The organism is Serratia sp. JSRIV002 (genome assembly GCF_019968725.1).
Classification (GTDB): domain Bacteria; phylum Pseudomonadota; class Gammaproteobacteria; order Enterobacterales; family Enterobacteriaceae; genus Chania; species Chania fonticola_B.
In genome coordinates, this window is the sequence record NZ_CP074143.1 from 809,363 (window position 1) to 834,142 (window position 24,780).

The 24,780-nt window shown below is 52.5% G+C and carries 32 protein-coding genes; all 32 read left to right on the top strand.

What is annotated here, in order from left to right:
• Window positions 1–81: 81 nt before the first annotated feature.
• The 32 genes from KGP26_RS03720 (at window position 82) to KGP26_RS03875 (ending at window position 24,768) form a co-directional block, all read left to right on the top strand.
• A complete protein-coding gene (locus KGP26_RS03720) occupies window positions 82–807 on the top strand; it encodes a phage antirepressor KilAC domain-containing protein (RefSeq protein WP_371824933.1) in 726 nt (241 codons plus the stop codon).
• The gene (locus KGP26_RS03725) at window positions 804–1,838 is read left to right on the top strand and encodes a DUF968 domain-containing protein (protein WP_223665042.1); all 1,035 of its coding nucleotides are present in this window, start codon (window positions 804–806) and stop codon (window positions 1,836–1,838) included. The genes KGP26_RS03720 and KGP26_RS03725 overlap by 4 nt, the downstream gene beginning before the upstream one ends.
• Window positions 1,835–2,503, top strand: coding sequence for a bacteriophage antitermination protein Q (locus KGP26_RS03730; protein ID WP_223665043.1), 669 nt, complete (start codon window positions 1,835–1,837; stop codon window positions 2,501–2,503). The genes KGP26_RS03725 and KGP26_RS03730 overlap by 4 nt, the downstream gene beginning before the upstream one ends.
• Window positions 2,504–3,129: 626 nt before the next feature.
• A complete protein-coding gene (locus tag KGP26_RS03735; RefSeq protein ID WP_223665044.1) occupies window positions 3,130–3,648 on the top strand; it encodes a Rha family transcriptional regulator in 519 nt (172 codons plus the stop codon).
• A 197-nt stretch (window positions 3,649–3,845) separates the two neighbouring features.
• Entirely contained in the window at window positions 3,846–4,100 is a 255-nt protein-coding gene (locus KGP26_RS03740) for a phage holin (RefSeq protein ID WP_059199675.1), read from the top strand.
• Window positions 4,100–4,630: a lysozyme gene (locus KGP26_RS03745; protein ID WP_059199676.1), complete on the top strand. Its 531-nt coding sequence runs from the start codon at window positions 4,100–4,102 to the stop codon at window positions 4,628–4,630. The genes KGP26_RS03740 and KGP26_RS03745 overlap by 1 nt, the downstream gene beginning before the upstream one ends.
• Window positions 4,627–4,965, top strand: coding sequence for a DUF2570 family protein (locus KGP26_RS03750; RefSeq protein ID WP_223665045.1), 339 nt, complete (start codon window positions 4,627–4,629; stop codon window positions 4,963–4,965). The genes KGP26_RS03745 and KGP26_RS03750 overlap by 4 nt, the downstream gene beginning before the upstream one ends.
• On the top strand, window positions 4,934–5,161 hold the full coding sequence (locus KGP26_RS30375) for a hypothetical protein (protein ID WP_371824946.1): 228 nt from the start codon (window positions 4,934–4,936) through the stop codon (window positions 5,159–5,161). The genes KGP26_RS03750 and KGP26_RS30375 overlap by 32 nt, the downstream gene beginning before the upstream one ends.
• A gap of 17 nt (window positions 5,162–5,178) precedes the next feature.
• Entirely contained in the window at window positions 5,179–5,823 is a 645-nt protein-coding gene (locus KGP26_RS03760; RefSeq protein WP_223665047.1) for a hypothetical protein, read from the top strand.
• A gap of 15 nt (window positions 5,824–5,838) precedes the next feature.
• Window positions 5,839–6,153, top strand: a complete 315-nt coding sequence (locus KGP26_RS03765; protein WP_223665048.1) for a hypothetical protein — start codon at window positions 5,839–5,841, stop codon at window positions 6,151–6,153.
• A gap of 120 nt (window positions 6,154–6,273) precedes the next feature.
• Entirely contained in the window at window positions 6,274–6,873 is a 600-nt protein-coding gene (locus KGP26_RS03770) for an RNA polymerase subunit sigma-70 (protein WP_223665049.1), read from the top strand.
• Window positions 6,845–8,824: a phage terminase large subunit family protein gene (locus tag KGP26_RS03775; RefSeq protein WP_223665050.1), complete on the top strand. Its 1,980-nt coding sequence runs from the start codon at window positions 6,845–6,847 to the stop codon at window positions 8,822–8,824. Before KGP26_RS03770 ends, KGP26_RS03775 begins: the two co-directional genes overlap by 29 nt.
• 8 nt (window positions 8,825–8,832) lie before the next feature.
• On the top strand, window positions 8,833–9,096 hold the full coding sequence (gene gpW / locus KGP26_RS03780; RefSeq protein WP_223665051.1) for a gpW family head-tail joining protein: 264 nt from the start codon (window positions 8,833–8,835) through the stop codon (window positions 9,094–9,096).
• Complete coding sequence (locus KGP26_RS03785; RefSeq protein ID WP_127031117.1) at window positions 9,096–10,742, top strand: phage portal protein; 1,647 nt, start codon at window positions 9,096–9,098, stop codon at window positions 10,740–10,742. The genes gpW and KGP26_RS03785 overlap by 1 nt, the downstream gene beginning before the upstream one ends.
• Window positions 10,739–11,599, top strand: coding sequence for a S49 family peptidase (locus KGP26_RS03790; protein WP_223665052.1), 861 nt, complete (start codon window positions 10,739–10,741; stop codon window positions 11,597–11,599). Before KGP26_RS03785 ends, KGP26_RS03790 begins: the two co-directional genes overlap by 4 nt.
• A 3-nt stretch (window positions 11,600–11,602) precedes the next feature.
• Window positions 11,603–12,145, top strand: a complete 543-nt coding sequence (locus tag KGP26_RS03795) for a hypothetical protein (RefSeq protein ID WP_223665053.1) — start codon at window positions 11,603–11,605, stop codon at window positions 12,143–12,145.
• Complete coding sequence (locus KGP26_RS03800) at window positions 12,145–12,546, top strand: head decoration protein (protein ID WP_209527019.1); 402 nt, start codon at window positions 12,145–12,147, stop codon at window positions 12,544–12,546. The genes KGP26_RS03795 and KGP26_RS03800 overlap by 1 nt, the downstream gene beginning before the upstream one ends.
• Before the next feature lie 102 nt (window positions 12,547–12,648).
• Window positions 12,649–13,698, top strand: a complete 1,050-nt coding sequence (locus KGP26_RS03805; RefSeq protein ID WP_223665054.1) for a major capsid protein — start codon at window positions 12,649–12,651, stop codon at window positions 13,696–13,698.
• 1 nt (window position 13,699) lies between these two features.
• Window positions 13,700–14,116: a hypothetical protein gene (locus KGP26_RS03810; RefSeq protein ID WP_223665055.1), complete on the top strand. Its 417-nt coding sequence runs from the start codon at window positions 13,700–13,702 to the stop codon at window positions 14,114–14,116.
• Window positions 14,116–14,463, top strand: a complete 348-nt coding sequence (locus KGP26_RS03815; RefSeq protein ID WP_223665623.1) for a hypothetical protein — start codon at window positions 14,116–14,118, stop codon at window positions 14,461–14,463. The genes KGP26_RS03810 and KGP26_RS03815 overlap by 1 nt, the downstream gene beginning before the upstream one ends.
• Window positions 14,460–15,002: an ATP-binding protein gene (locus KGP26_RS03820; protein WP_223665056.1), complete on the top strand. Its 543-nt coding sequence runs from the start codon at window positions 14,460–14,462 to the stop codon at window positions 15,000–15,002. The genes KGP26_RS03815 and KGP26_RS03820 overlap by 4 nt, the downstream gene beginning before the upstream one ends.
• Before the next feature lie 4 nt (window positions 15,003–15,006).
• Window positions 15,007–15,201 carry a DUF2635 domain-containing protein gene (locus KGP26_RS03825; protein WP_209527027.1) on the top strand — a complete coding sequence of 65 codons (195 nt, stop codon included), beginning with the start codon at window positions 15,007–15,009 and terminating at the stop codon, window positions 15,199–15,201.
• On the top strand, window positions 15,198–16,703 hold the full coding sequence (locus KGP26_RS03830) for a phage tail sheath subtilisin-like domain-containing protein (protein WP_223665057.1): 1,506 nt from the start codon (window positions 15,198–15,200) through the stop codon (window positions 16,701–16,703). The genes KGP26_RS03825 and KGP26_RS03830 overlap by 4 nt, the downstream gene beginning before the upstream one ends.
• Before the next feature lie 9 nt (window positions 16,704–16,712).
• Window positions 16,713–17,081: a phage tail tube protein gene (locus tag KGP26_RS03835; RefSeq protein WP_223665058.1), complete on the top strand. Its 369-nt coding sequence runs from the start codon at window positions 16,713–16,715 to the stop codon at window positions 17,079–17,081.
• 2 nt (window positions 17,082–17,083) lie between these two features.
• Window positions 17,084–17,374 carry a phage tail assembly protein gene (locus KGP26_RS03840; RefSeq protein WP_223665059.1) on the top strand — a complete coding sequence of 97 codons (291 nt, stop codon included), beginning with the start codon at window positions 17,084–17,086 and terminating at the stop codon, window positions 17,372–17,374.
• A gap of 120 nt (window positions 17,375–17,494) precedes the next feature.
• On the top strand, window positions 17,495–19,414 hold the full coding sequence (locus KGP26_RS03845) for a hypothetical protein (protein ID WP_223665060.1): 1,920 nt from the start codon (window positions 17,495–17,497) through the stop codon (window positions 19,412–19,414).
• A gap of 33 nt (window positions 19,415–19,447) precedes the next feature.
• Complete coding sequence (locus KGP26_RS03850) at window positions 19,448–20,851, top strand: DNA circularization protein (RefSeq protein ID WP_223665061.1); 1,404 nt, start codon at window positions 19,448–19,450, stop codon at window positions 20,849–20,851.
• Complete coding sequence (locus tag KGP26_RS03855; protein WP_209527040.1) at window positions 20,848–21,915, top strand: phage baseplate assembly protein; 1,068 nt, start codon at window positions 20,848–20,850, stop codon at window positions 21,913–21,915. Before KGP26_RS03850 ends, KGP26_RS03855 begins: the two co-directional genes overlap by 4 nt.
• Window positions 21,915–22,508 (top strand): phage baseplate assembly protein, encoded by a 594-nt coding sequence (locus KGP26_RS03860; RefSeq protein WP_209527042.1) that lies wholly within the window; start codon window positions 21,915–21,917, stop codon window positions 22,506–22,508. The genes KGP26_RS03855 and KGP26_RS03860 overlap by 1 nt, the downstream gene beginning before the upstream one ends.
• The gene (locus KGP26_RS03865; RefSeq protein WP_223665062.1) at window positions 22,508–22,945 is read left to right on the top strand and encodes a phage GP46 family protein; all 438 of its coding nucleotides are present in this window, start codon (window positions 22,508–22,510) and stop codon (window positions 22,943–22,945) included. The genes KGP26_RS03860 and KGP26_RS03865 overlap by 1 nt, the downstream gene beginning before the upstream one ends.
• A 3-nt stretch (window positions 22,946–22,948) precedes the next feature.
• The gene (locus tag KGP26_RS03870; protein WP_223665063.1) at window positions 22,949–24,097 is read left to right on the top strand and encodes a baseplate J/gp47 family protein; all 1,149 of its coding nucleotides are present in this window, start codon (window positions 22,949–22,951) and stop codon (window positions 24,095–24,097) included.
• Window positions 24,094–24,768 carry a YmfQ family protein gene (locus tag KGP26_RS03875; protein ID WP_223665064.1) on the top strand — a complete coding sequence of 225 codons (675 nt, stop codon included), beginning with the start codon at window positions 24,094–24,096 and terminating at the stop codon, window positions 24,766–24,768. The genes KGP26_RS03870 and KGP26_RS03875 overlap by 4 nt, the downstream gene beginning before the upstream one ends.
• The last annotated feature ends 12 nt before the right edge of the window (window positions 24,769–24,780 follow it).

Genomic DNA, 24,780 nt, shown 5'->3' on the forward strand with positions numbered 1-24,780 from the left:
GGTAAGAGATGCGCTGGTTGGTCCCGTCTATTTGCAGATAGCGGGGCGGGACCGTACAACAGCTTGTGTGGAGAAAAGAACATGAATCAGTCTAATCTGATTGGTGGCGCTTGCGCATACCAATCTACCGTTATTACCCTCGAATTAGCCATGACCAGCTTGGAGATCGCCGAGTTGGTAGAGTCTCGTCACGATAATGTAAAGCGGACCATAGAGAGCCTTGTCAGTAAGGGGGTAATTGCTTTCCCTCAGACTGAGGAAAAGCCTACCGCTGGCCGCCCTGTAAGCTACTACGTTTTCCAAGGTGAGAAGGGCAAGCGTGACAGCATTATCGTTGTTGCCCAACTTTCCCCTGAATTTACCGCCCGCCTGGTCGATCGCTGGCGGGAGCTGGAAGGGAGGGGGCGTACCCCCCAAACATTCTCCGAGGCATTGCGCCTTGCCGCTGATCTGGAGGATGAAAAGCAAAGGCTCAAAAGTCAGCTTGCTGTAGCAGCCCCAAAGGTAGAGTTTGTTGATCGGTATGTTGAGGCTACTGGTTCACAGACATTCCGCCAAGTGTGCAAGCTGCTGAAAGCCAAAGAGCCGGACTTCCGCTTGTTCCTGTATGAAAAACATATCATGTACCGCCTCTCCGGAACATTTACCCCTTACCAGCAGCACATAGACGCAGGCCGGTTTGAGGTGAAAACCGGCACCAATCAGATCAATAACCATGCCTTTACTCAATCACGGTTTACTGCGAAAGGCATTAAGTGGATCGCCGGGTTATGGGCCGAACATTTGGCTAAGGCAAGTGCTGCATGAGGGTGCTACTAAAGCCGGTTGTTGTTCGTGAGCTAAACCAGGTGATATTGCGCCCAGGCAAGGATCTGCTGCCTATGTTCGGCGGGCGAATCCTGATATCGACCGAGCCGCACGAATTCAAGGCGCTGCCATCTGGCGCGCTGCCAGTGGATAACCAACACCTGGCTACTGATCCGCGCCTTTCTTCTTTCTTCTCCAATGAGCGGGTGCTTTCTGCTGCTGGTGGCATTAATGCGCTGGTGGATTGGCTAGACCGGTCGAATGAGTGCCAGTGGCATGCTGACGCTGACGATTATCACGATCGGAACATGAGCACGTTGCGCTACTGCGTCGGCGCTGTTCGCCTGTGTTGGCATCATGAGCACACCATTGCAGATCAGACGCTACCGACCCTTGATGCGTTGGCGGCCAGGAACGTAGCGGATTTTGTCCTTTACCGAGCCAGAACGCACTTCCGTTTTGACGAAAACCACCAGCTAAGTCTTCCGGAGTTGTGCTGGTGGGCTGTGATGGTGCAAGTCTCCGATCTGTTGCCGGAATCCGTGGCCAGGCTCTCTTTGCGCCTGCCACCTGCGGAGGTACCTACCGGCACCCGAAAAGAGGCTGATATTGTCTGGGAACGGGCACCCACGGAAATCATCAATGACTACGTCGAGCAGATTAAGCCGGTGTTGGCGGTAGATGTCGATCCCGAGCCACCAGCGGGATTTATGCTGCGACCGAAGATGAAGCGCTGGGAGTGCGAGAAGTACACCCAGTGGGTTAAATCGCAAGTGTGCTGTTGCGGCTGCGGGCGTCCGGCAGATGACCCGCACCACATCATCGATCATGGCTTCGGCGGCACGGGCACCAAGCCACACGACATATTCGCCATCCCTCTCACCAGGGAGTGTCACAACAAGTTGCATGACAATGTGGCCGCATGGGAAGCAGAACACGGCAGCCAACTCTATCACTTGGCCAGAACGCTAGATCGGGCGTACGGCATCGGGGCAATCGTCACAGCAAACAAGCGCGGGGCAAAAAAATGAATCAGCAATATCTGGAGTATGTTCGCGGCGCTGTATCGTTGGCCCTGGCCGATATCCATGGGATGACCAAAGGACAACTGGCAGCATTCGAGGGTGCGGCACTGGCGCACACCACGCGGTTCAAACGCCAGCGCCACCGTACTGTGGTAGTTGGCAACCGCAAGGTGTGCCCGGAGACCGATCCTATTCATTGCCCGGAGACCCGCACCCGGGCGAAACCCTTCCCGCCGATTGAAGAGCTGACATATTGCACCAGCTCATGGCGCCGGGCGATTTCCGTTCTTGAAACGCACCAGGAAGCATGGATCCGCTATTGCTATGGCGACTATAGCTATCACCATAATCAGCTATTGGTGGTGCCCTACATTTGGGCGCAATTTTCAGCCCAATGCCCGGCCAAGGTCAGCAAGAAGGTAAAGCTGCGGTTGCAGAGCCTGACGCTATTGGCCGTGCAGGTCGTGGCCAGTGAGATAAAAGGATATCCAAAGGAATATAGCCATACCAAGTTGGCGGAGCTATCAGGGGTGAGCAAATCAACATGGTCGGAAACCTACGGCGCGCACTGGAATACCTTGCTATCCCTTGTAGAAGCATTGGATGCGGGATCGTTAAAGTGGACGGCAGACAAGAGGATCAAATCACGATCAAAACATTTAGCATCGTGATACTTGCAAAACCGAACAAAACAGGTCATATTTAGTGTGATTTTGATATTTTGCCAATATTGCAATTGGTGCAAAGACCTCGCTTCGGCAGGTCTTTTTGCTTATAGGGATGTACACATAGTGGTGGTGTATTCCATGTGTGCGAAATTGCTACCTCGGCCCGAAATAAGTGTAGTAACGTGCTTAAATCGTTAGTGCGTCCGCAAAAAGTGTTGTAGTGTGATATTAGTGCTTACTTTTGATCCCCACAGGCAGTTTTGAAAAAAATCTTGAAAATGGGAAATGAAAGTAGTAAAAGGCTTTATGCTGTAGAGAAGTTTCAATCTGATGACCTGCCAAAGCGCAGGTTTTTTATTGCCTCTTGAAAAAATTAATAATTGCACGTAAATTCTCCATAATGGCCTGAGTTGTATAGGTCATTACAAATCGAACCCGCCATTGTGCGGGTTTTTGCATTTTAGGCCTCGACTTCTGTCGGGGCTTTTTTGTATCCAGCACCGCGCCGGTGCTAAACCCCGCCAAGAACCTGTTCAGAAATGAGCCTTTGAGGATGCCAGTAGTGGTAGGCGTACCCTCTTGGGCTGGTTTCCTGGGCGACAAGGGTTCATTTCTGAAAGGAAACACGCATGAAACAAGTAACAGTGATCCCCAAGTTCGACTTTAAGCAAATGGTGATGGCAATCCATGGAAAGGTGGTCACCACCTCCGTATTAGTTGCAAAGCACTTTAATAAGCGGCACAAGAACGTGATTCGTGCCATTCGTGAGTTGAAGTGTTCGGAACAATTTAAGCGGCTCAATTTTGAGCCTGCTGATTTTATTGATAAAAATGGCGAAATCCAACCAATGTACAATATGACCAAGGATGGGTGCATCTTCTTGATCATGGGATTTACAGGTGAAGCGGCTGCGGCGGTGAAAGAAAGCTATATCAACGCTTTCAACTGGATGGCCGAGCAGCTTACTCGTTGGCAGTCAATGGGAGAGGAGGCCCAGCAACGCCACGCTATCAAGGCAGCTCGTTCTGAAGTTAAAGGCCGTTTTGGCAGCCGCCTGATGCATGAGCGGAAGAAGGAGAAACGAGTGCTTAATCTGGAATACGAGCAAATTCTATCGCTTACACAACCGCGATTAATAATCGAATAGAGGCCCGCCGATGAGCGGGTTTTTTTATGTCCCCAAATCGGCCCTGGTGCATCCAGGGCTTTTCCATTTAGCAACCCGCCAAAACAGTCAACCATTGCAAACACATTACTTTCCCTGAGTGACTACGGCGGGCGGCTAATCCATATCTATCACCCGCCGATCGGGCCAGCCCCGGCAAGGGGAGAAGGATGAGAAACATGCTGGAAAAAACAGCTGATAACGCTACGCATGTTGGTTGGCTCATCGGCGCCGTACTTGGAGTTGTTAACCATTTCTCGCCCGCTGAGTGGATGGTGATCGGCATCATCGTCGGCATCCTTTGCTCAGTCATTGGCTGCATAACAAGCGTTTGGTTTAAGTGCCGCCGAGAGAAATTGTTAAAAATGTACCTGATCGACCGCTCCGCAAAGGGGATTTCTGCTCACGATGTAAATCTGATCGAGGGTGACTGATGCCTTCTACAAAAAGCAAACTCAGTGCCGCCATGCTGCTGCTTATCGCCGGTGGGGTATCCGCCCCGGTAATGATGGCGCAATTCCAAGACGAGAAAGAAGGGCAGCGGCTGGTTGCCTACCAGGACGGCGTCGGCATCTGGACGATCTGCGGTGGTGTGACGACGGTCAACGGTAAAAAAGTTGTTCAAGGCATGCGCCTCGTGGCAGAACAGTGCAAGCAGATAGACGCAGCAGAGCAGAAAAAAGCGCTCGACTGGGTAGATCGCAACATCAAGATAACGCTGACCGAACCGCAGAAAGTGGGCATCGCCTCTTTTTGCCCCTGGAATATCGGCCCCGCCAAATGTTTTACCTCGACGTTCTATAAAAAATTGAATGCTGGTGACCGGATCGGCGCCTGCCGCGAAATCCGGCGTTGGATATATGACCGTGGGCGGGATTGCCGGATCCGTTCGAATAACTGCTTCGGTCAGGTATTGCGGCGCGATCAGGAAGCCGAGCTAGCATGTTGGGGGATAGACAAGTGACAAAGTCAATCTTGGCAATGCTGGCCGCGTTCATTGTGGTAGTGATCTCCCTTGGCTGGTATGCCTCTTCGCTATCAGACGACTTGAAGGCTGCGCAGAAGGACAACAAAGCGCTAACTGATACGGTGAATGACCGTGACGGGACAATCACTGCGCTCAAGGATGCCGCTGGCGCTGACCGGCGGGCTACCGAAGAACAGTTAAAGCTTGAACAGCAGAAGAGGGCCAAGGCCGATGCTGAAAACGGAACGTTGCGCGAGGCGCTGGGGCATAGCGGCTGCAATAACCAGCGCTTGCCTGATGATGCTCTCCGTATCCTGCGCAGAGAGGGGTAAGCCAGCACCGGCCCCACGGTTGATTTACGTGTACCCACCAGCTGTATATACGCAGGTCTGCGAGAAAACGCCGTTCACCGGCACCACGTTTGGGGATGCTGTCATTGCGTTACAGGTGGCGCAGAACGAGTTGGACGTGTGCGCATCCCGTGTGGATGGGCTGATTAAGTGGCAGAGGGATAACTCCAGTAAGTAGCATTACAGGAAGGGTTCATGGCAGGTTTAAAAGAGCTGTCTGCACAACTGCAGAAGATTAAAAAACAGGTGCCTTTTGCTACTGCGCAGGCGTTGACTGCTGTTGCTAGAAAGATAGCGGATGCCCAGAAAACCGCATTTCAGCGACAGCTTGATAATCCCACGCCTTTCACAGTCAATTCTGTTCGATCGTTTGGCGCCCGAAAGAGTAGCCTCACGGCCAAGGTGTTCGTGATGGATACCGCTGCCAGCTACTTGGAGCCATTCGAGTTCGGTGGCCAGCACAAACTGAACAGCCAGGCGCTGCTAAACCCCAAGAACATTAAGTTGAACAAATACGGCAATTTGACGCGCAATAAGATGACACAGCTTAAAGCCAAGCCTGATGTATTTGTTGGGGCAGTTGGTGGTGCAAACGGCGTGTGGCAACGTACCAAGGTCAAGAAAGGCAAGAAGGGTAAGAAGCGGCGCAAGCGCTCTGCCAACGGCACAAGGCAGCCACGCATGAAGATGCCAGCGCCAAAGCTGCTGATCCAGTTTGGTGATACGCTGCCGGTCAAACCGACACTTGGTTACTTCGATCGGGCGCAGGCTATGGCTAGTGCACTGATGCCGACAGAGCTGAGCAGGGCAATGGCTGAGGCGATGCGAACAGCAAAATAAACAAGGGGAATAGTCATGCTCGAAATTTTTCTTTCGGAACAGCCGATTAAAACTACAGTTAGGCGCGGAGAAAATGGCTGCGTATGCGTCATCTCATCTCGTGTTGTGCCAGAAGCGGTTGATGAGCGAAAAAATATCCTTAAGGTTGGTCACATGATCAGCTTGAATGATCCGATTAGAAGGCGCGATATTCATCCGGTTCCAACAACGCCATTTTCCAGATTGCTATATCAATGTCGCTCTGCGCGAGATCTTAACGTTCAAGCTATCAACGATGCGGTACATGCCATCATCACTCAGGGGTTCAATGCGGTCACGTCGATACCGTAAGCCACAGAAAAAAATGGGTCCTTCCTAGCACTTTTGTAAAGCACGGGCATTGCGCGCCGCGTTCTGCGCCTAGCTATCAACTTTTGAAATTTGGGTAACAGGTAACACCTGAGGTAACACATGAACCAGTCAGATTTTGCCAAACTTCACGGCGTCAGCCGAAAGACGGTAACGACATGGAAGGCCCGCGGCTGGCTGGTTCTGGCCGGAGATGACATCGATGTTGAAGCGTCAAACGCCAACATTGAGCGCTTTCGCAAAACTGTTACCCGTCCGGAAAAAAAAGCCGCAGGTAACAAACAGGGTAACAAAACAGGTAACAGGCCATCAGGTAACAAGTCGGGTAACAAAAACGATAAGGATCGTCCGGAGTCTGCGACGAAAACCGTCGAGCGGATGATAGCCGAACACGGCGTAACAATGACGCTCGATGAAGCGCGGCAGATGAAAGAAAACTTCCTCGCATTGCTTACCCAGCTCGAGTACGACATTAAATCCGGTCAGGTGTTGCCATACAAAGAAATGATTGAGGCGGTAGGCAATGAATACGCCCGAATGCGCACCCGTCTAATTGCGATTGCTCCTGAACATGGCCCCCGGTTGCGGGTGCTGGCTTCTACCACCAACGATGCGGAGTTTGTCCAGGCACTGCAGGAGGTGGTTTACGAGGCGATGGAGGAATTGAGCCTTGATGCAGATAACAACCGAGGAGAGAAGTAACGCGGTAGCCTGGCAGAATTTCACTGGAGAGCTGCGCCAGCGTCGATCCGATGTTCGCCCTCCAGAGCCACTTTCACTGAGCGAGTGGGCTAACAAATATGCAGTTCTGTCAAAAGAGACCAGCGCCCAAACTGGCCGCTTTCGGTCCTTTGCTTATCAGGACGGCATGATGGATGCGGTCACCGACCCATCGGTGACACAGGTATCAGTGATGAAATCGGCGCGTGTCGGCTACACCAAGATCCTTGACCACGTTGTCGGTTACTACCTGGCGCATGACCCATCGCCAATCCTTATTGTTCAGCCGCGTGTTGAGGATGCTGAGGATTACAGTAAAACCGAGATTGCGCCAATGTTGCGCGATACTCCTGTTCTGGCGGAAATTTGCGGTGACCCAAAGGCGAAGGATAGTAATCAGACCATCCTCAAGAAGACATTTGCCAACGGTGCCAATTTGACGCTGGTGGGGGCAAACAGCCCTGGCGGCTTCCGCCGTATCACCTGCCGCATTATCTTGTTTGACGAGGTGGATGGTTATCCTGCTGGCGGTGCTGGTGTGGAAGGGGATCAGATTGCGCTGGGCATCAAGCGTTCGGAGACCTTCTGGAATCGCAAGATAGCACTGGGATCAACGCCAACGGTGAAGGGTACCAGCCGTATTGAAAAGGCGTATGAGGAAAGCGACCAGCGGCGCTATTACGTTCCGTGTCCTCACTGTGGTGAATATCAGGTTTTGGAGTGGGGAGGGCCAGACACCCCCTATGGTATCAAATGGGACAAGGACGAGTATGGGGAAGGTGTTCCTGATACTGCTTATTACGTCTGCCGCCATAACGGTTGCGTGATCCATCATAACGAAAAATCGGTGATGGTGAAGCGTGGAGAGTGGCGGGCAAGTAAGCCGTTTAAAGGTCATGCTGGTTTCCATATTTGGGCAGGCTACAGCCTGTTTCCCAACGCAGCCTGGAAATATTTGGTTGCCGAATGGTTGAGAGTCAAAAATGACCCGCTCATGCGGCAGACTTTCATTAACCTGGTGCTGGGCGAGCCATATGAAGATCGTGGTGAGAAGGCACTGAGTGAAAAACGACTGCTGGAGCGCTGTGAGGTTTATGCGGCTGAAGTACCTGATGGGGTGGCTGTGCTTACTGCAGGCATCGATACCCAGGACGGTCGCTTTGAAATTGAGGTTACCGGTTGGGGCCGCAATGAAGAGAGTTGGTCCATTGCATTTGATGTTATTGAAGGAGATTTGGAGACCAATGAGCCATGGCAACGCCTTGATGCCTATCTAAAACAAATTTGGCGCCGTGCTGATGGGCGGGGGTTCACGATCATGGCGGCATGTATGGACTCCGGTGGGCACCATACTCAAAAGGTATACGAGTTTGCCAAAGAGCGTCTCGGGCGCCGTATTTGGGCAATCAAGGGTGAATCCGCGAGGGGTGGTAAACGTTCGCCGGTTTGGCCAACTAAAAAGCCAACATCCAGATCCAAAGCCAGCTTCAAGCCGATCATTATTGGGGTGAATGCGGCAAAAGATACCATTCGTGGGCGCCTGCATATTGAGGCTCCGGCACCGGGAGAGTCGGCCGCCAGCTATATGCATTTCCCTACTGATCGGGATCTGAACTACTTTGGTCAGTTGTTGGCGGAACGTTCGGTGCTCAAGGTGTCCGGTGGGCAGCGTTATCGCGTTTGGGAACAAATACCCGGGCGAGCTAACGAGGCATTAGACTGCCGGGTTTACAGCTATGCAGCGTTGTGTGGGTTGTTCTATCTCGGCTTTAAACTGAATAAGCTAGCAGACATTATCTCTGTCAATCCCGATCGGTTGTTGCCAGCACCGGAACAACCGGAAGAAAAGCCCAACCTACGTCTGCCTGGCGTCATTATCGAAGAACCTGATAAGCCAAAACGCAAACGCCTGTCTCAAATTTTGCCATCTTAAGGATCCCTATGTTTAACCCTAACACTAGCCTGCTGGCCGGTGCGATGACGCCTGAACAATTGCAGGCCGCATTGGCAAAGGCGCAGCAGGCATATATTGACCTGGCTGCCGGATCCCGTGGTGTGTCGTTTTCTTATACGCAGGGTGATGGCACACGTTCTGTTTCCTACCAGCAATCCTCAATAGCTGACTTGATGGCGCTGATCCAGTTGCTTCAGGCTAAATTGGGTATTGTTCCCCGCCCACGTCGGCCTATGAGGTTTAAATTCTGATGAGTGACATCAAGATTTTAGGCCCAAATGGGCAGCCACTCGCACCGTCACGTTCAAAAGCGTCCATGCTGGTGGGCGGCAGTCGAGTACCTTACGATGCCGCAGATTCATTTAGTGACCAGTTGGCAAACTGGCAACCGGCGCTGTGGTCGCCGGATAATGAGATCAATATCTACCGCGATCGCATTGTCTCCCGTGTGCGGGATTTGGCGCGTAATGACGGCTGGGCCAGTGGCAGTATCACCAGGGTACTGGATAACGCCGTTGGCGCGAACTTTCGCCCTATCCTGAAACCTGATTACCGCATGCTGGCGTTGATGACTGGAAACAGTGCATTCGACGCCACGTGGGCGGATGAATACGGCAAAGTGATCGAGGCACACTGGCGGTCATGGGCGCAGGATGACCCAGGCCGTTTTTGTGATGTTGAGCGCAAACAAACGGTGTCGCAAATGCTGCGGCTGGGTTTCCGTCACAAGCTTATTGATGGTGATGCGTTGGCGATCCTGCAATACCGTCCCGATCGGCTTGGCCGCGGGCGAGGCCGCTACGCAACAACAGTGCAGATCGTTGACCCTGATCGCCTAAGCAACCCGCAACAAAACTTTGATATGCCCAACATCCGCGGTGGTGTTGAAATTGATGGTGATGGTGCACCGGTGGCATACCACATCCGTGAGGCACATATCGGTGACTGGTGGAGCGGAGCCAAAACGATGACCTGGCGGCGTATCCCGAGGGAAACTGACTGGGGGCGGCCACATGTGGTGCACGATTATGATCATGAGCGTGGTGCTCAGCATCGGGGTAACGGCATGCTAACACCGGTCGTTCAGCGTCTGAAAATGCTCATCAAGTATGACCAGACGGAGCTGGAGGCAGCGATATTGAACGCGGTATTCGGTGCCTACATTACCTCGCCGTACGATCCGCAGATGGTTGAAGCAGCGATGGGGGACGCCTTCGACGACACCAGTATTGGTGCTTATCAAGATGGTCGTGTTGATTTCCATAAAGATCGGCGTATATCACTGCAAAACGGCGCAAGAATGCCGATTTTATACCCCGGTGAGGATGTCAAAGCCGTCAACGCTGCACGCCCACACAGTAACTTTGAAGTTTTCGAAAGCGCTGCTTTACGCAATATTGCAGCTGCAACGGGGCTTTCTACCCAGCAGGTAACGCAGGACTGGTCAGATGTTAACTACAGTTCAGCCCGTTCGGCGATGCTGGAAGCATGGAAAACGCTGACTCGTCGGCGTGATGACTTTTCTGCGGGGTTTGCCCAACCGATCCTATCCGCGTTTATCGAAGAAATCCATGATACGGAAGATTTACCGCTGCCAGCCGGCGCGCCGCATTTTCTGGACGCCAGGGCGGCTTATTGTCGTGCGCGCTGGATGGGGCCGGGGCGTGGCTGGGTGGATCCTGTTGCAGAGAAGAAAGGTGCGATCCTCGGGATGGATGCCGGTCTTTCAACGCTGGAAATGGAAGCAGCGGAAAACGCAGGCGAAGACTGGGAGGAAATGTTGGATCAGCGGCAGCGCGAAATAGCCGCATTTAAAGAGCGTGGGCTTCCACTTCCAAGCTGGGCGCAGGCCGAAATGCTAGCCCCAGAAACAATAAAAGATCCGGAGGCAGAGTGAATTTACCACATCTGGCGCAGCGACTGTTTAATACGCCGCTGGCGCTTCACCCGCAAAAAGCCGAAGTGGTTATGGCTGCCATGATGGACCGTTTCGGCATAACCCGCATCAACACCCTGGCATCGGATTGGATGGGCGATGATGACACCTTCACACGAAAGGCCCGAAAGCAGGATACTGGTTATGACGTGGTGGATGGCGTGGCGATCATTCCTGTGCAGGGAACTCTGGTACAAAAACTGGGTTCTTTGCGCCCATACAGTGGCATGACAGGGTATGACGGTATCCGGCAATCATTCCTCACAGCCATGAATGATCAGGAGGTGAATGGTATTTGCCTGGATATTGATTCACCTGGTGGTGAGGTTGCCGGGTGTTTTGACCTGGTGGACGAGATTTATTACGCCCGGGGTTCTAAACCGATCCACGCCATCCTGACCGAAAATGCCTATTCAGCGGCTTATGCTATTGCCAGCGCTGCCGATCGCATACACGTCCCGCGCACTGGCGGTGTGGGGTCTGTTGGCGTCATCGTTATTCACTGTGACTGGTCACAGCGAATTAAAGAAGATGGCCTGGCGGTAACCATCATCACCTATGGCGACCGCAAAGCCGAAAGCAATCCTTACGTCAAACTGACCGATCAGGCCCGTGCCGCGATCCAGGATGATGTGGATACGATGGGTAAGCTTTTCGTCAGCACGGTAGCCCGCAATCGCGGTATCACTGAGAAAACTATCCGCAATACCCAGGCTGCCTGTTTCCTGGCGGCTGATGGCGTAAAACTGGGGCTGGCTGATGCAGTCATGCCCCCTGACGCAGCATTCCGAAAATTACACAATGAAGCAGGAGCTTAACGTATGTCTTACTCAAAGTTTGCCCACCTGATGGGTTTTAAGAAAAAAGCCTCTGAAGATGAGGACGACGACAAAGAAAAAGGTAAAAAGGCGAAATCCCGCCACGCGGAAGAAGAGCGTGATGAGGAAGACGCTGAAGAGGACGATGACGAAAAGGACATGGAAGACGACGATGATAGCGATCCTGATGCCGAAGACGACGATGCTGGCGCCGAAGAAGACGATAGCACTGACGTGAAGAAAGGCAGCCGGGCAGAGCGCAAGCGTTGTGCCGCTATTTTTGGCAGCAAGCATGCTGCAGGTCGTCCGGATATGGCTGCACACCTGGCGTTCAACACCCGCATGAGCGCACGTGAGGCGATCAGCACGTTAGCTGCTATGGGACCGGCTACCGCTGTGCCGACAAAACGATCGTCTCTTGATGAGCGCATGCAGGCGGAACAGGTTCGACTAGGGCCCGATGCTGGCGGTACAGCGGCAACGGGTAAAAATGCGCTGGTGGCCAAAATGACCAGCCTCTATGACACTGCACGAGGTACCAAGTAATGGACCAGTTTGGACAAAACCAATTTGCACCCGGCATGAAGAGTTCGGTGTTTGTACCTGATCAGCTTGTTTCAGGGCCATTGCAGCTTGTCACCGACTCGGTAACGATCGGGGTTTCTGGTGTGCTTAAGCGTGGCACGGTGCTCGGTATGATCACTGCGTCCGGCTCGTATATTCCGAGCAAAAAAGATGCGACCGACGGCAGCGAAAATCCGGTGGCTATCTTGGTCGACAATGTGGATACCACCACAACAGCACAAACGGGCGGCGTTTATCTGATGGGCGAGTTTAATCAAAACCGTCTCATTTTCGATGCTACCTGGACAATTGCTGGCTTGAAGGCTGCCTTACGACCATTGGCCATCTTCCTGCGCGACGGCATCCAAGCGCCAATCTCCTGATTTAACCTTTTCGAAAGCGTAACTGATGCCAATTCTTTGGCAGGGTTTCACTCGTCCTGAATTCTGGCCAGCCACGTCGCTGGCATCATAAAGAGACTGAATATGGAAAACATTTTTGATACCAGCGTGCTGGTGCAGGTCGTCCCTAACCTGAAGACCAGCCAGAACTGGCTTCTGGATCGCTTCTTCCCGAACGTGGTGACTTACGAGACGGAAGAAGTGGCTATCGATGTAGACGTGGGTCTGCGTCGAATGGCGCCATTCGTATCGCCGCTGATGGAAGGTAAATTGGTCGAAAGCCGTAAATACCAGACCAACACCTTCAAGCCTGCTTATATCAAAGACAAGCGTGCTCCAGACCTACGCAAACCCATCCGCCGGCAGATCGGTGAACGCATTGGTGGTGAGTTTACTGCGGCCGAGCGTGAAATGCTGAACCTGCAGTTTGAGATGGCCGATCAGATTGACATGATCAACCGTCGCCTCGAATGGATGGCGAGTAGCGCTATGGTATCTGGAAAAGTCACGGTGAGTGGCGAAGGTTACGAAACCAAAGTGGTTGATTTTGGGCGTTCATCTGACTTGACCATCACTCTGAGCGGCAGTGACAAATGGCCACTGACAGTGGCTGCCGGGGCAACAAACACCCAGCCATCGGATGATATTGAGGTGTGGCAGACGCTGATCCTTAAGAATTCTGGTGCTGTGCCGACCGACCTGGTGTTTACCAGCAAGGCGTGGAGAGCGTTCCGACTGGACACCACCATCAAGGATAACGCCATTACCTTCCCGGCGCTGAGCCCGTTTGGTAACCAGGTCAATGCTGGTCCACAGGCTCAAAAAGGAGCTGTCTATAAAGGGCGTTGGGGTAACTTTGACCTGTGGCTGTACAACGACTGGTTTATTGACCCTCTGGACAACGTTGAAAAGCCGATGATCCCAGACGGTGCAGTAATTATGTCGGGTGCCGATCTGATGGGTACTCGCGCGTTTGGTGTGATTCTGGATCCTGCTTTCAATTATGGTCCTTTAGCCTATGCCCCTAAAACCTGGGTGAAAGAAGACCCTGCCCAGCGTCTGCTGATGACTCAGTCTGCACCACTGGTCATTCCAAGCCGGGTAAACGCTGCACTCTGCGCTACGGTGGTGTGATATGAAGCAACCAAAACGGCAGGAGAGTGAACTGGGCGGCTTGCCGCCCGAGTTACAGGTTGATGGCCAGGAAGCAGGGAAATCGTTGAAGGTTGACGATCTGCATCTGGATAATCCTGGCGACACCGACACCGACACCGACACCGACACCGACACCGACACCGACACTGATGGTGATGATTCGGATCAGGAGCCGGATAAAAAAACGCTGGGTGATGGGCTGGTTTCTGTGGTGGTCATCAAGGGCAATACGGTACGGCATGACGGGCGAGATTTTACCGAAAACCGGACGTTGACGCTTTCAACTGAGGACGCACAGCGGCTGATCGGGTTGGGTGTTGTGGCAGATGTTGAACAACTCCGCAAACAGGCATTGAACCGCGCTGCGCCTGCAGTATCAGTTCAGTCGGGGGAATGATGGGTATCAACTGGGATCAGCACTTACTGGAACCCCTGCATGGTGTTTTTGGTGACCCGGTTGAGTACCGACCTGGTGGTAGCGGTACGCCTTACATCATCAGCGGCATCTTTGATCGCGCCTATACGCAGGATGTGGAGCCGCTGGATGACGGTAGCACTATCAACACCACATCGCCGGTGCTTGGTGTGCGCGATAGTCAGTTCCAGGCACCACCGAAACGCGGTGATCGTGTGCTGATTGGCATTGTCGGTGGTGTGCCGGTAAACACTCTGTTTGCCATCGCCGATATACAGCCGGACAGCCACGGTGGGACCAAGCTTATTCTCAACAAGGTGAAAGTATGAACGCCAAAGGGGTAAGGCTGCTGGTCATCGATGCGTTGAAGAACAAAACCGATGCCGGTGATCGGGTTTATTCTCCGCGGGACTGGTCAACTACGGCGGATATGTATCCGGTGATCCTGGTGCAGACCCCGATCGATGTGAAGAACTCACTGGGCCGCAATGTTCCCCAGTTCACCACTGTGACCACTGTGCGCATTACCGGCCGTTTGCAGGAGCTGGACGATGAAGCAGAGGACAACGGGGCGGAAAAAGCAGAAGAGGCACTGGAGCAACTGCGCGAGCAGATAGAGCGTGCAGTGATCAACAGCTATGAGCTGACCCGAAAAATTCAGCAGTTTCTGCAGGTGAGATCGACAATTGGTGTGGATGCTGGAGGGGAGGGGCATACCGCGCAGTTGCTGATGGAACTGGATATTGAATATTACCAGGGCCCGGAAGAATTCTATGAAATCGACGCTGAACCCCTCGAGGGGATAGACGTAGTGATCTCCATGCCGGACGGCACCCCTGAACCACTCGTAAAAATCGATCTGGAGTAACCCTATGTTTGTGAAACCCGCACCGGGGCGCGTTGTGCGCGATCCGGTCAAGGGCACTTTTTTGCCTGAATCCGGCGAACAGGTTCCTGACAATATCTTTTGGGGGCGCCGCATAAAGGACGGCGATGTAGAAGCATTCGACCCGAACGCGGCGGTAAAACCGACGGCTGGGAAGAAAGGCCAGGAGAATGATCAATGACCGTTCCATTTAATCGCATCCCGTCAAACCAGCGCGCACCGTTTTTCTACGCTGAATTTGATAACTCAATGGCCAACACGGCTACTGCAATTCAGCGCACGCTGTTGATCGGGCAAATGCTGTCAACCGGCACGGCAACGCCTGGCCTCGCACAGAAAGTATCCTCTGACTCAGCGGTTGCAGGCATTTGTGGCAGCGGCTCAATGCTGCACAACATGATGACGGCGTACCTGGCTAATGACATTTCGGCGGAAATCTGGATCCTCCCGCTGTCTGATGGCACCACGGGGACCGTTGCGGCCACCGGGAAAATTCAGATTTTGAGTGCGGCCGCCGCGACCGGTGTACTGTCCCTGTATATTGCTGGGATGCGTGTACAACTGACCGTTGTCAGCACAGACGACAAAGTTGCTGTGGCTGCTGCGGTCGCAGCGGTGATCAACGGCCAAAGCCGTTTGCCTGTTACTGCTGCGGTAGATGGCGCCGCTACCGATACCGTCAATCTGACGGCGAAAAACAAAGGCGCCCACGGTAACAGCATCGATATCCGCCTCAATTATCAAGGGGTGGCCGGCGGGGAAGAAACGCCACAAGGAATGACGTTGAAGATCACCGCGATGACTGGTGGTTCTGGCGCTCCGGTTTTGACGGATGCACTGGGCAACCTGCAGGATCGGGCGTTTGACTTCATCGTTAACCCATACACGGACACCACTTCACTGGATACCGTGAAAGACTTCCTGTCCGATGCAACCGGGCGATGGTCCTATGCTCAGCAGTTGTACGGGCATTCTTTCGGGGCGCTGGCGGGCACGTATGGTTCGTTGTCAGCGGCAGGTTCAGCGCGCAATAACCAGCATGAAACGCTGTTGGGCATCAACGGTTCACCGACCCCTGCCTACCTGTGGGCAGCTGCGTTAACCGGTGCTATTGCGCCGAGCCTACGCAACGACCCTGGCCGACCAACGCAAACGCTGACCATCAGCGGTGTCCTGGCGCCACCACTGGAAAGTCGCTTCATGCTTATCGAGCGCAATAACCTGTTGTACAGCGGCATTTCCACCTTCACGGTGGCTGATGATGGCTCAGTGCAGGTTGAAAAGACGATCACCACTTACCAGAAGAACAAGTTTGGCGATGCTGACGACAGCTACTTGAACATTGAAACCTTGTTCCTGCTGATGTTCGTCACCCGTTTCCTGCGTACCCAGATCACTTCGAAGTTCGGGCGCATGAAATTGGCTAACGACGGTACGCGATTTGCGCCAGGCTCGGCCATCGTGACGCCGAATGTGATCCGCGCAGAACTGATCGCGCAATACCGCACGCTGGAATATAACGGTTATGTGCAGGATGCCGCAGCGTTTTCGAAGACGCTGCTGGTGGAGCGCAACAGCAGCAATACAAAACGTGTGGATGTGCTCTGGACTGGCACGCTGATCGACCAGTTGGAAATTTTCGCACTACTCAACCAATGGCGCAGAGCTGAAACCGCAGCCTAAGGAGGTTTTATGGGTGATACAACTAACCGCTTGGCCGGTACCGCTTATGTCACTGTTGACGGTATTACGGTGATGGTTGCGGGCCAGTTTAAATATAGCGTTTCAAAGGTTGAGCGCACGACGTTGACTGGGATGGATTGGGTTCATGGGTATAAGGAAAAGCCCAGGGCGCCGTTTATTAGCTATCAAGGGCGTGACAGTGGCGGAACCTCTCTTGAGGGATTGAATGACGCCACAAACGTTACTGTGGTTGTTGAGCTGGCAAACGGCAAAACAATCATCGGTGAAAATATGTGGTCTGTTAACACGCAAGATGTTGACAGTGAAGAAGCCACTTTCGACATGCGCTGGGAAGGCGGTTCGGTCAAGGAGTATTAACAATGTTGGAAAAAAGTAAAACTATTAAGCTTTCTAAGAAACTGGAACTTGCTAACGGAACGCTAGTCTATGAATCACTGGATTTAAAAGAGCCCGTTCTTGTTCAAGTTGAGCAATTTTATGAATGCCAGCGTAATAAAAACGCAATGGCTGCAATGAAATTGTTGATTTCACTGGTTTCAACCGTGCCGGAATCAGCTCTTGGTAATATGGATTTTACTGATTATAAAGAGTGTGAGGATTATTTATTGGGTTTTTTAACCTACAAAACCTCAAATGGTGGCAACAGTTAGCGGCAGAGGTCACGAAATATTACGGGTGGGGCCCGCATGATGCGTGGTCCCTTACGCGAACCCGCCTTGATTTTTTTGTTGAACAGGCTAAACGAATAAATAATATTAAGGCGGGTAAGAATGGCTAACTCGTTTGATTTTGAAATACATGCCAACGATCAGGTTTCTGCTGCCATACAGCGAATTGATGATGTTGTTACTCGACTAAACCCATTATTGGAGGCAACCACTGATAATCTTAGGCTTGGAGGCCAGGAATCGCTTGATGGGCTGGACTCTCTGAGCGATCGATTGTCAAAAATATCAACGTTTGCTCGGGATAACGTGCAGTTTATCGGTGATATGGTGCCGCCGCTGAAGATGGTTGGTGAGCTCGGAGGGAAACTAGGCGGGGCGCTGAAGTTTGGCGCGGCAGGCGCAGCAGCTTATGGCGTCGGCAAGAGTATTGCCTATATGGCGGGCAGTTTGCAAGATGCCAGCCATAGCGCCTACGAGTTGGATGTAGCTGCAAAGAATGCAGGTATGCGGGTTGATGATTTTACCCGCCTTTCTGGTGCCATGCAGATTTTGGGGGTAGATGCTGCGTCTGCCAATCAGTCAGTTGAAGGGCTATATGCTACGTTCAATGATGCGCTTCAGGGGCGAAATAACGAGACTCTAGCTGTTCTGACACAGATTGGTGTTCAGATCGTCAGAAATAAAGACGGCACGGCAGATGTGTTGAAAACCATGGAAAGACTGGCACAGGTCATTCCTAAGCTTTCTCCAGAAAAGCAAAAGACGGTGGCCGACGCTATAGGTTTGGATGCCGCAGGACTGGCTTTGTTGAGAGAGGGGCTTAGGCTAAAAGCTCTCTTGGCACAATCAGACAAGTTTGGTCTAACAGTTGACCCGCAATTAAACAGCGAGTTGACAGCACTTGATCGGACTATTAATGAGCTCGGCGCGTCATACGAAGGATTAAAGCAACGCACAAAAAATAATATTTTTTCATGGTTGCTATCTGATGGTTCCGTTAAAGATGGGCTGAAAGGGATAACGGACGTATTTTCTAACGGACTGGACAGTATTTCTCTCGGCCATGCGATTGGTTTAAATCGGGGTAATGAAGCCGATCAGTTACGTTGGGGGTACAATAATCCCAAGTTTTACGAAACACTCGGTGAGTTGGATAAGGTTGGTCTTGATTACGGCTATATGACCGACGGGTATCGCGAAAAGTACCAAGCCTGGCAAAAGCCAAATGAGGCTGTAAACCAACTTCAACTTGACTTGGCCGCGGCAAGTGCACCGGTTACAGCGCCTACTGGTGCAGCTTATGTCCAGCCAGGAAACAATGCGCTTGGTTTGCGTAATAATAACCCAGGAAACCTGCGTGCAGCGCCAAATGCGACAGGTATGAATGGTGGGTTTTCTACTTTTGCGACGCCGCAGGATGGACTATCTGCGTTATCGCGGCAGCTCCAGCTTTACGGGGATCGTGGAAACAATACACTTAATGGCATTCTTCATACTTACGCCCCGCGCTCCGAAAACAAAACCCAGTCGTATATAGATGCTGTTGCTAAGCAAACCGGGTTTAGTCCTGGTGATCGCCTAAATCTTCATTCACCGGAAGTCCTTGAAAAGTTGATCCCGGCTATTATCCAGCATGAGAACGGCACTCAGCCATTTAGCCGGGACGACATTTTGCAGGGCATCAACGAATCAGTGACAGATGATCGTTGGCGTGGTCTCAGGGACCGTAACAACCTTCTTGATCAGCGGCAGTCTGGTTTATTCGATCCTGTGGAAAAGCAAGAAAGTGCGGTACCAATGGCGAAACAGCAGGAAAAAACAGGTGCGGGCACCTCGCTGTTTGCCCCACAGGAGCAAAGCGTAGAGGAAATAGCTCGGATCAGTGATGCAATGTCAAAAGCGATCGAGGAGAACAAATTTCAACTTGAAGTGACGTTAGTGAACCCGCAGACGGGGGAGCGGCGGAAAGTCCAAACTGATGGCGGCGGTCGCGTCTCCTTATCTATGCAATATCCAACATGACCCGCTTAAGCGGGTTTTAATTTTGGGGGCCCAATGGCACTGATCACTGATGCATTGTCTTCACTTCTCGGCGTTGGCCAGGATTGGGATTGGCGCGGGCACATTTATCCAGCCTCTTTTCGTGGCGTCCCGTTCGCCATAGTCAGCGGTGAAGGCGTATATGGCCGCCGACAAGCAGTGCATGAATACCCTTATAGAAATACCGCCTGGGTAGAAGATCTCGGGCGTGGAACGCGCAAATTTACGCTTCGTGGTTTTATCGTCCAGGGCAGTCTGGTATATGACGCCCCTGATGTGATGACGCAGCGTGATTCTCTTGTTGCGGCCTGTGAAATGGATGGGCCTGGGACGTTGGTACACCCGACGCTAGGTGAACTGACAGTTAGCATCCCAGATGGCGGTCTGCGCCTGATGGAGGGGATGGAGTCCGGGCGATCATTTGAATTTACCCTGACAGTTATCGAGTCTGGACTGAAAGTTTTTGCGATCACCAGCAGCACGCCAGCCAATTCTTTGGTTCAGGCTAACTGGTTGCGAACGGCATCTGCAGCAGCTGCAAAGTTCATCGGCACAGTGAAAGGGGAGCTGCGTACCGTTACACAGGCAATAAAGACACTGAAGAACACGGCCGCATTTTGGGGGAATATGGTCAAAAGTACCACGAACGAGGTAACTAACCTCAGCAATGTATTGCGTTCTACTTTTGGCAGCTCTCGCTATGGGCGGTACAACAGCGGGACCGTGGGCGGAAGCGTATCGGGGGCCACCGGGGCGATTACCCGAGAAGCTGACACCGATGATTACCCTGGGCTGGTAAAGCAAAAAATGGCTGAGGCAGTAACGGGCCGCGCACAGCTTCTGTCTGAAACAACCGCACTGCAAAACGCCACCTCCATCGAGGGTTTTTCACAAAGCGCCACAGCGATCGTCATGACGGTGGTATCAGTGAGCGGTAGCGTTGAAGAAAAAATCAGAATGCTGGAGACATTGGCCGGCTACCGGAGCAGCACGTTCTATGCCACCGGTAGTGACGCTGCTATTTCTCTCAGTGCCAACATATTGTTGTGCGTGCTTTCAGCCGGAGCTATGGCAGCAGTTGCTGCAGACTATTCTCCTTCCAGTTATGACGATGCGATCGCTATGTTAAACCGCGTCTGCGACACGATGGATACCGTTCTGCTGCTGGCCGCAGATGCTGGGAATGATGATGACTACACCAATCTGCTAGAAACGCGAAATTCTCTCGTTGATGCCTTCACACTAAAGGGGGCAAAGCTGAGCGCGTTGACACAAATTTCAATGAGTACATCGATGCCTGCATTGGCATTGGCCAACCGACTTTATCAGGACGGGGCCCGTGGTGATGAGTTGATCCAGACTGTGCAGCCGCGGCATCCCGCTTTTATGCCTCTAACTTTTAGAGCGTTGAGAAAATGACCGACGAACTTACGTTGAAGGTGGGCAATAAGCTCATTCAGGGATGGGGTGAGATCCGGGTTACCCGTGGTATTGAGCGGTTACCTTCAGATTTTGATCTGTCTCTGATGGACCATTATCCCGGCTCTGACGGGGAGGAACTGGTAAGAAAAGGGGACCCGTGTCAGGTCATGTTGGGCGATGACCTGGTCATGACCGGTTATATCGACCGCTGGAACCCGGCATTGTCGAAATCACGGCATGAGATAAGGGCGACGGGTCGCGGTAAATGTCAGGACCTGGTGGACTGTTCAGCTGAATGGCCCAACAACGTGATCAGCCAGGCTAACGCGCTACAAATTGCCCAGCGCCTGGCCGCGCCCTATGACATCAATGTTTCCTCGGATGTCGAAGATATGGCTACGGTGCCGCAGTTTACCCTGAATTGGGGTGAGTCTTCGCAGGAGGTGATCGACAGGATCAGCCGGTGGGCCGCGCTTCTCTATTTTGACACGCCAGATGGCAATCTTCTGCTAACTCGTGTGGGCACCCGGAAGGCGGCCAGCGGCGTTGCGCAGGGGGAAAACATCGAATATGCCTCATTCACAGACTCGATGGATGAACGCTTTTCCGATTATATCGGTGTTTCGATGTCCACTACCCCGGTTGCTGAGTTCTCCCCTAATGCGGGTTATGACGCGGTAACGCTGGCCCGTGCACGAGATCCAGAAGCTGCAAAGATGCGGTATCGTAACCGTGTCATCATCGTGGAAAGCACCATGATCGCCACCCAGCAGGCGCAGAACTGCATTGATTGGGAAATGAACCGGCGCTTTGGCCGATCGAGGCAATTGCAGGTGACCGTTGATAGTTGGCGCGATAAGAGCGGCAAGCTGTGGGAACCCAATACACTCATCCCTATCAGTTTGCCAATATTTGGACTGAAGGATGAGCTCTGGATCCTGGCGGAAGTGACCTTCATGCGTGGCGAACAGGGGACAACTGCCAGAATGGTTTTGATGCCACCGGCGGCGTTTGCTGTTCAGCCTTACGCATTCTACCGCCAGCTTCAGGAGGTCAATTGATGTCTGATTTTACAGGGCAACTGAGGCAATTAGGGCGCCGGGTTTCAATGATGCTCGGGATCGGGCGAATTACGGCGCATGGTGATGCAGGTGGGGTGCAAAAAGTACAGTACCAAACCCCCTTGGAGGTACGCGACAGCACGCCGCGCATGGCTGAATTTGGGTTTTCCTCTGGTTTGCCGGTGGGTACGGATGTCGTGATCGGTTTCCTCGGTGGTGATCGCTCCAGTGCTGTCATTATTGCCAGCAACAATCAGCAGTTCCGCCACTCTGATCTGCTTTCCGGTGAAACGGTGATTTATAACCAGTGGGGCATGTTCATCAAGTTGACGGAAGACGGTATCGAAATAGAGGCCAACAGCAAGCCCGTGACGGTCAGCAATGCAACGCAGGTAACCATCAATGCTACCGAGGGGGTGTTGATGAATACGCCGACAGTAAAGGTTACGGGTGACATCATCGACAACTGCGAAAGCAATACCGCGACCTTGAAACAACTTCGAGATGCCCATAACGACCATGATCATGTAGTGCGGAATGTTCAGGGCGGGGATGAAGATAAAACCAGCGAAAAACCAGGGGAGCAAGTGTGATGAGTGATATCAGCTCTTGGTGGGACGTTGATCAGCTCAGGGCTGATTGGCGAGAGGGCCCCGGCGACTTGTTGGAAGGTGATGATCTTCAGACCGCCATTATTATTAGCCTTTTTACGGATCGCGTGGCTCGTTCTGATGACGATATTGATGGTGATGATAGCCGCGGCTGGTGGGGCGACTCAGGGGCGGAAACGGAGATCGGTTCACGTCTCTGGCTCCTTCGTCGGCAAAAGTTGACTCCTGCTGTTGCGCTCAAAGCTGAAGACCATTGCCGTGATGCTGTGAGTTGGCTGATCTCTGACGGCGTTGCGGGGTCAATCGAAACGGCGACCCAGATCGTTCACCCGCGCCGCCTAAATATCGTGATCCGCTATTACAGGCCAGGTAACAGCAACAGCACGGACATGCGTTTTTTTTGGGTATGGGAGCAATGATTTATGCCATTCAAAAGGCCCACATTAACCGAGCTACGCGATAGAAACCGTGTACAGCTCGAATCTGAGTTAAGAAAGACTGGTTCCCTGCTCCGCTTCTCCAATATGCGCATCCTTGCGGATGCTGACGCGGGCTTGTCTCATCTGCATTACGCCTACCTCGATTATATAGCGCAACAATCCACACCTTACACCGCTACTGATGAATGGCTGTCTGGGTGGGCAGCGATGAAATCGGTCTATCAGAATGCGGCTGAAGCTGCACAAACAGCGTCATACCAATTTAGTGGCATACCAGGTGCAACGGTCGATAAGGGGGTTGTTCTTAATCGCGGTGATGGGTACCAGTATCGACTGGATGCCGGGATAACGATCGGCCCGGGTGGGACCGGTGTCGGCGCATTGACAGCCATATTGCCGGATATTGTGTCGGACTCGACTGGCGGGGGCGTCTCCGGTAATGCTGATGCTGGCACAATCCTTACACTTGACGTTGCGTTACCGGGTATCGAGTCCAGCGGCGTGATGGTGGATCCAGCGGTCGGCGGGGCGGATATTGAGGCACAGGAGAATTTCCGGGCTAGAATGCTGCTGGCCTATCAAAATCCTCCCCAGGGCGGCAGCGATACTGACTATAAGCAATGGGCACTTGCTGTTCCAGGAGTTACCCGCTGCTGGGTAAAGCGTAGGCTAATGGGAGTAGGGACTGTTGGCGTATACATCATGTGCGACGGCAGCGATGAAACAAACCACGGTTTTCCTGTGGGCACTGATGGGATCAGCCAACTTGATGATTGGGGTGCAGCCAAAGCAACAGGGGATCAGGGGCTAGTAGCCGACTATATTTACCCGCTGCAACCCGTAACGGCGCTTGTGTACCTCTGCTCACCAGTTGGAAAGGTCATCGATTTTGAAATCAGCGGGATCAGTCATGTTGGTAGCGATGTAACAACGGCCATAAATGCCGCGATCGATAACGTTTTCTTTGAGGACGGAAACCCGGATGGAACAGGGAAGATTTTTATATCTGACCTGAACCGGGCCATTGGTGATATAGAAGGAACCGCAGGGTTTATCCTGGAGTCGCCTAGCGTGAACATTATCCTGGGTGTTGGAGAACTTCCTGTCCGCGGCGAGGTGATCTATACATGAGCCAGTATCCTGCAGAAAGCTACAGCCAGGCACTGCAATCATTAATCCCCTTGGGGTTAGCCTGGCCGCGTGAGCCTGGTGCCGTTCAAGCTGCTGTGATCCGCGCGCTGGCAACCAGTTTTCAGCGTAGTGATAGCGACGCAATCTCTCTCTTAAACGGCGGGTTCCCATCAACCGCAACCATTTTACTACCTGAGTGGGAAAAGTCGCTTGGCTTGCCAGATGATTGTTCTATCGGCGAGGTTGATACGATCGCTAAGCGCCAGGCAGCAGTGGTTTCGAAACTTATCAGTACCGGAGGCCAGTCCAAATCCTATTTTATCGGTATAGCCAAGGCTCTGGGATACACCATAACGATCAAAGAATTTCGGCAAGCGCGTGCAGGGCTATCCGTGTGCGGCGATGGCCTAAATGGTGATGACTGGCCTTTTGTCTGGATGGTTGAAGCTGAAGGTGTGTCAGTCACTACTGCTCAAGCAGGAATAAGTTATTGTGGAGATCCGTTACGTTCCTGGGGCAACAAGCAATTGGAATGCACTATGAGTTCGCTATCCCCATCTCATACGATTGTTAAGTTTGGTTATATCTATTTTGGTTTTAACGATGAAGGTGTTTATGACGTAACACCGGAATTTGCCGAAATAGTAGACGTAGCCTCTGGGCATCTCTAGTCAATAAATTCA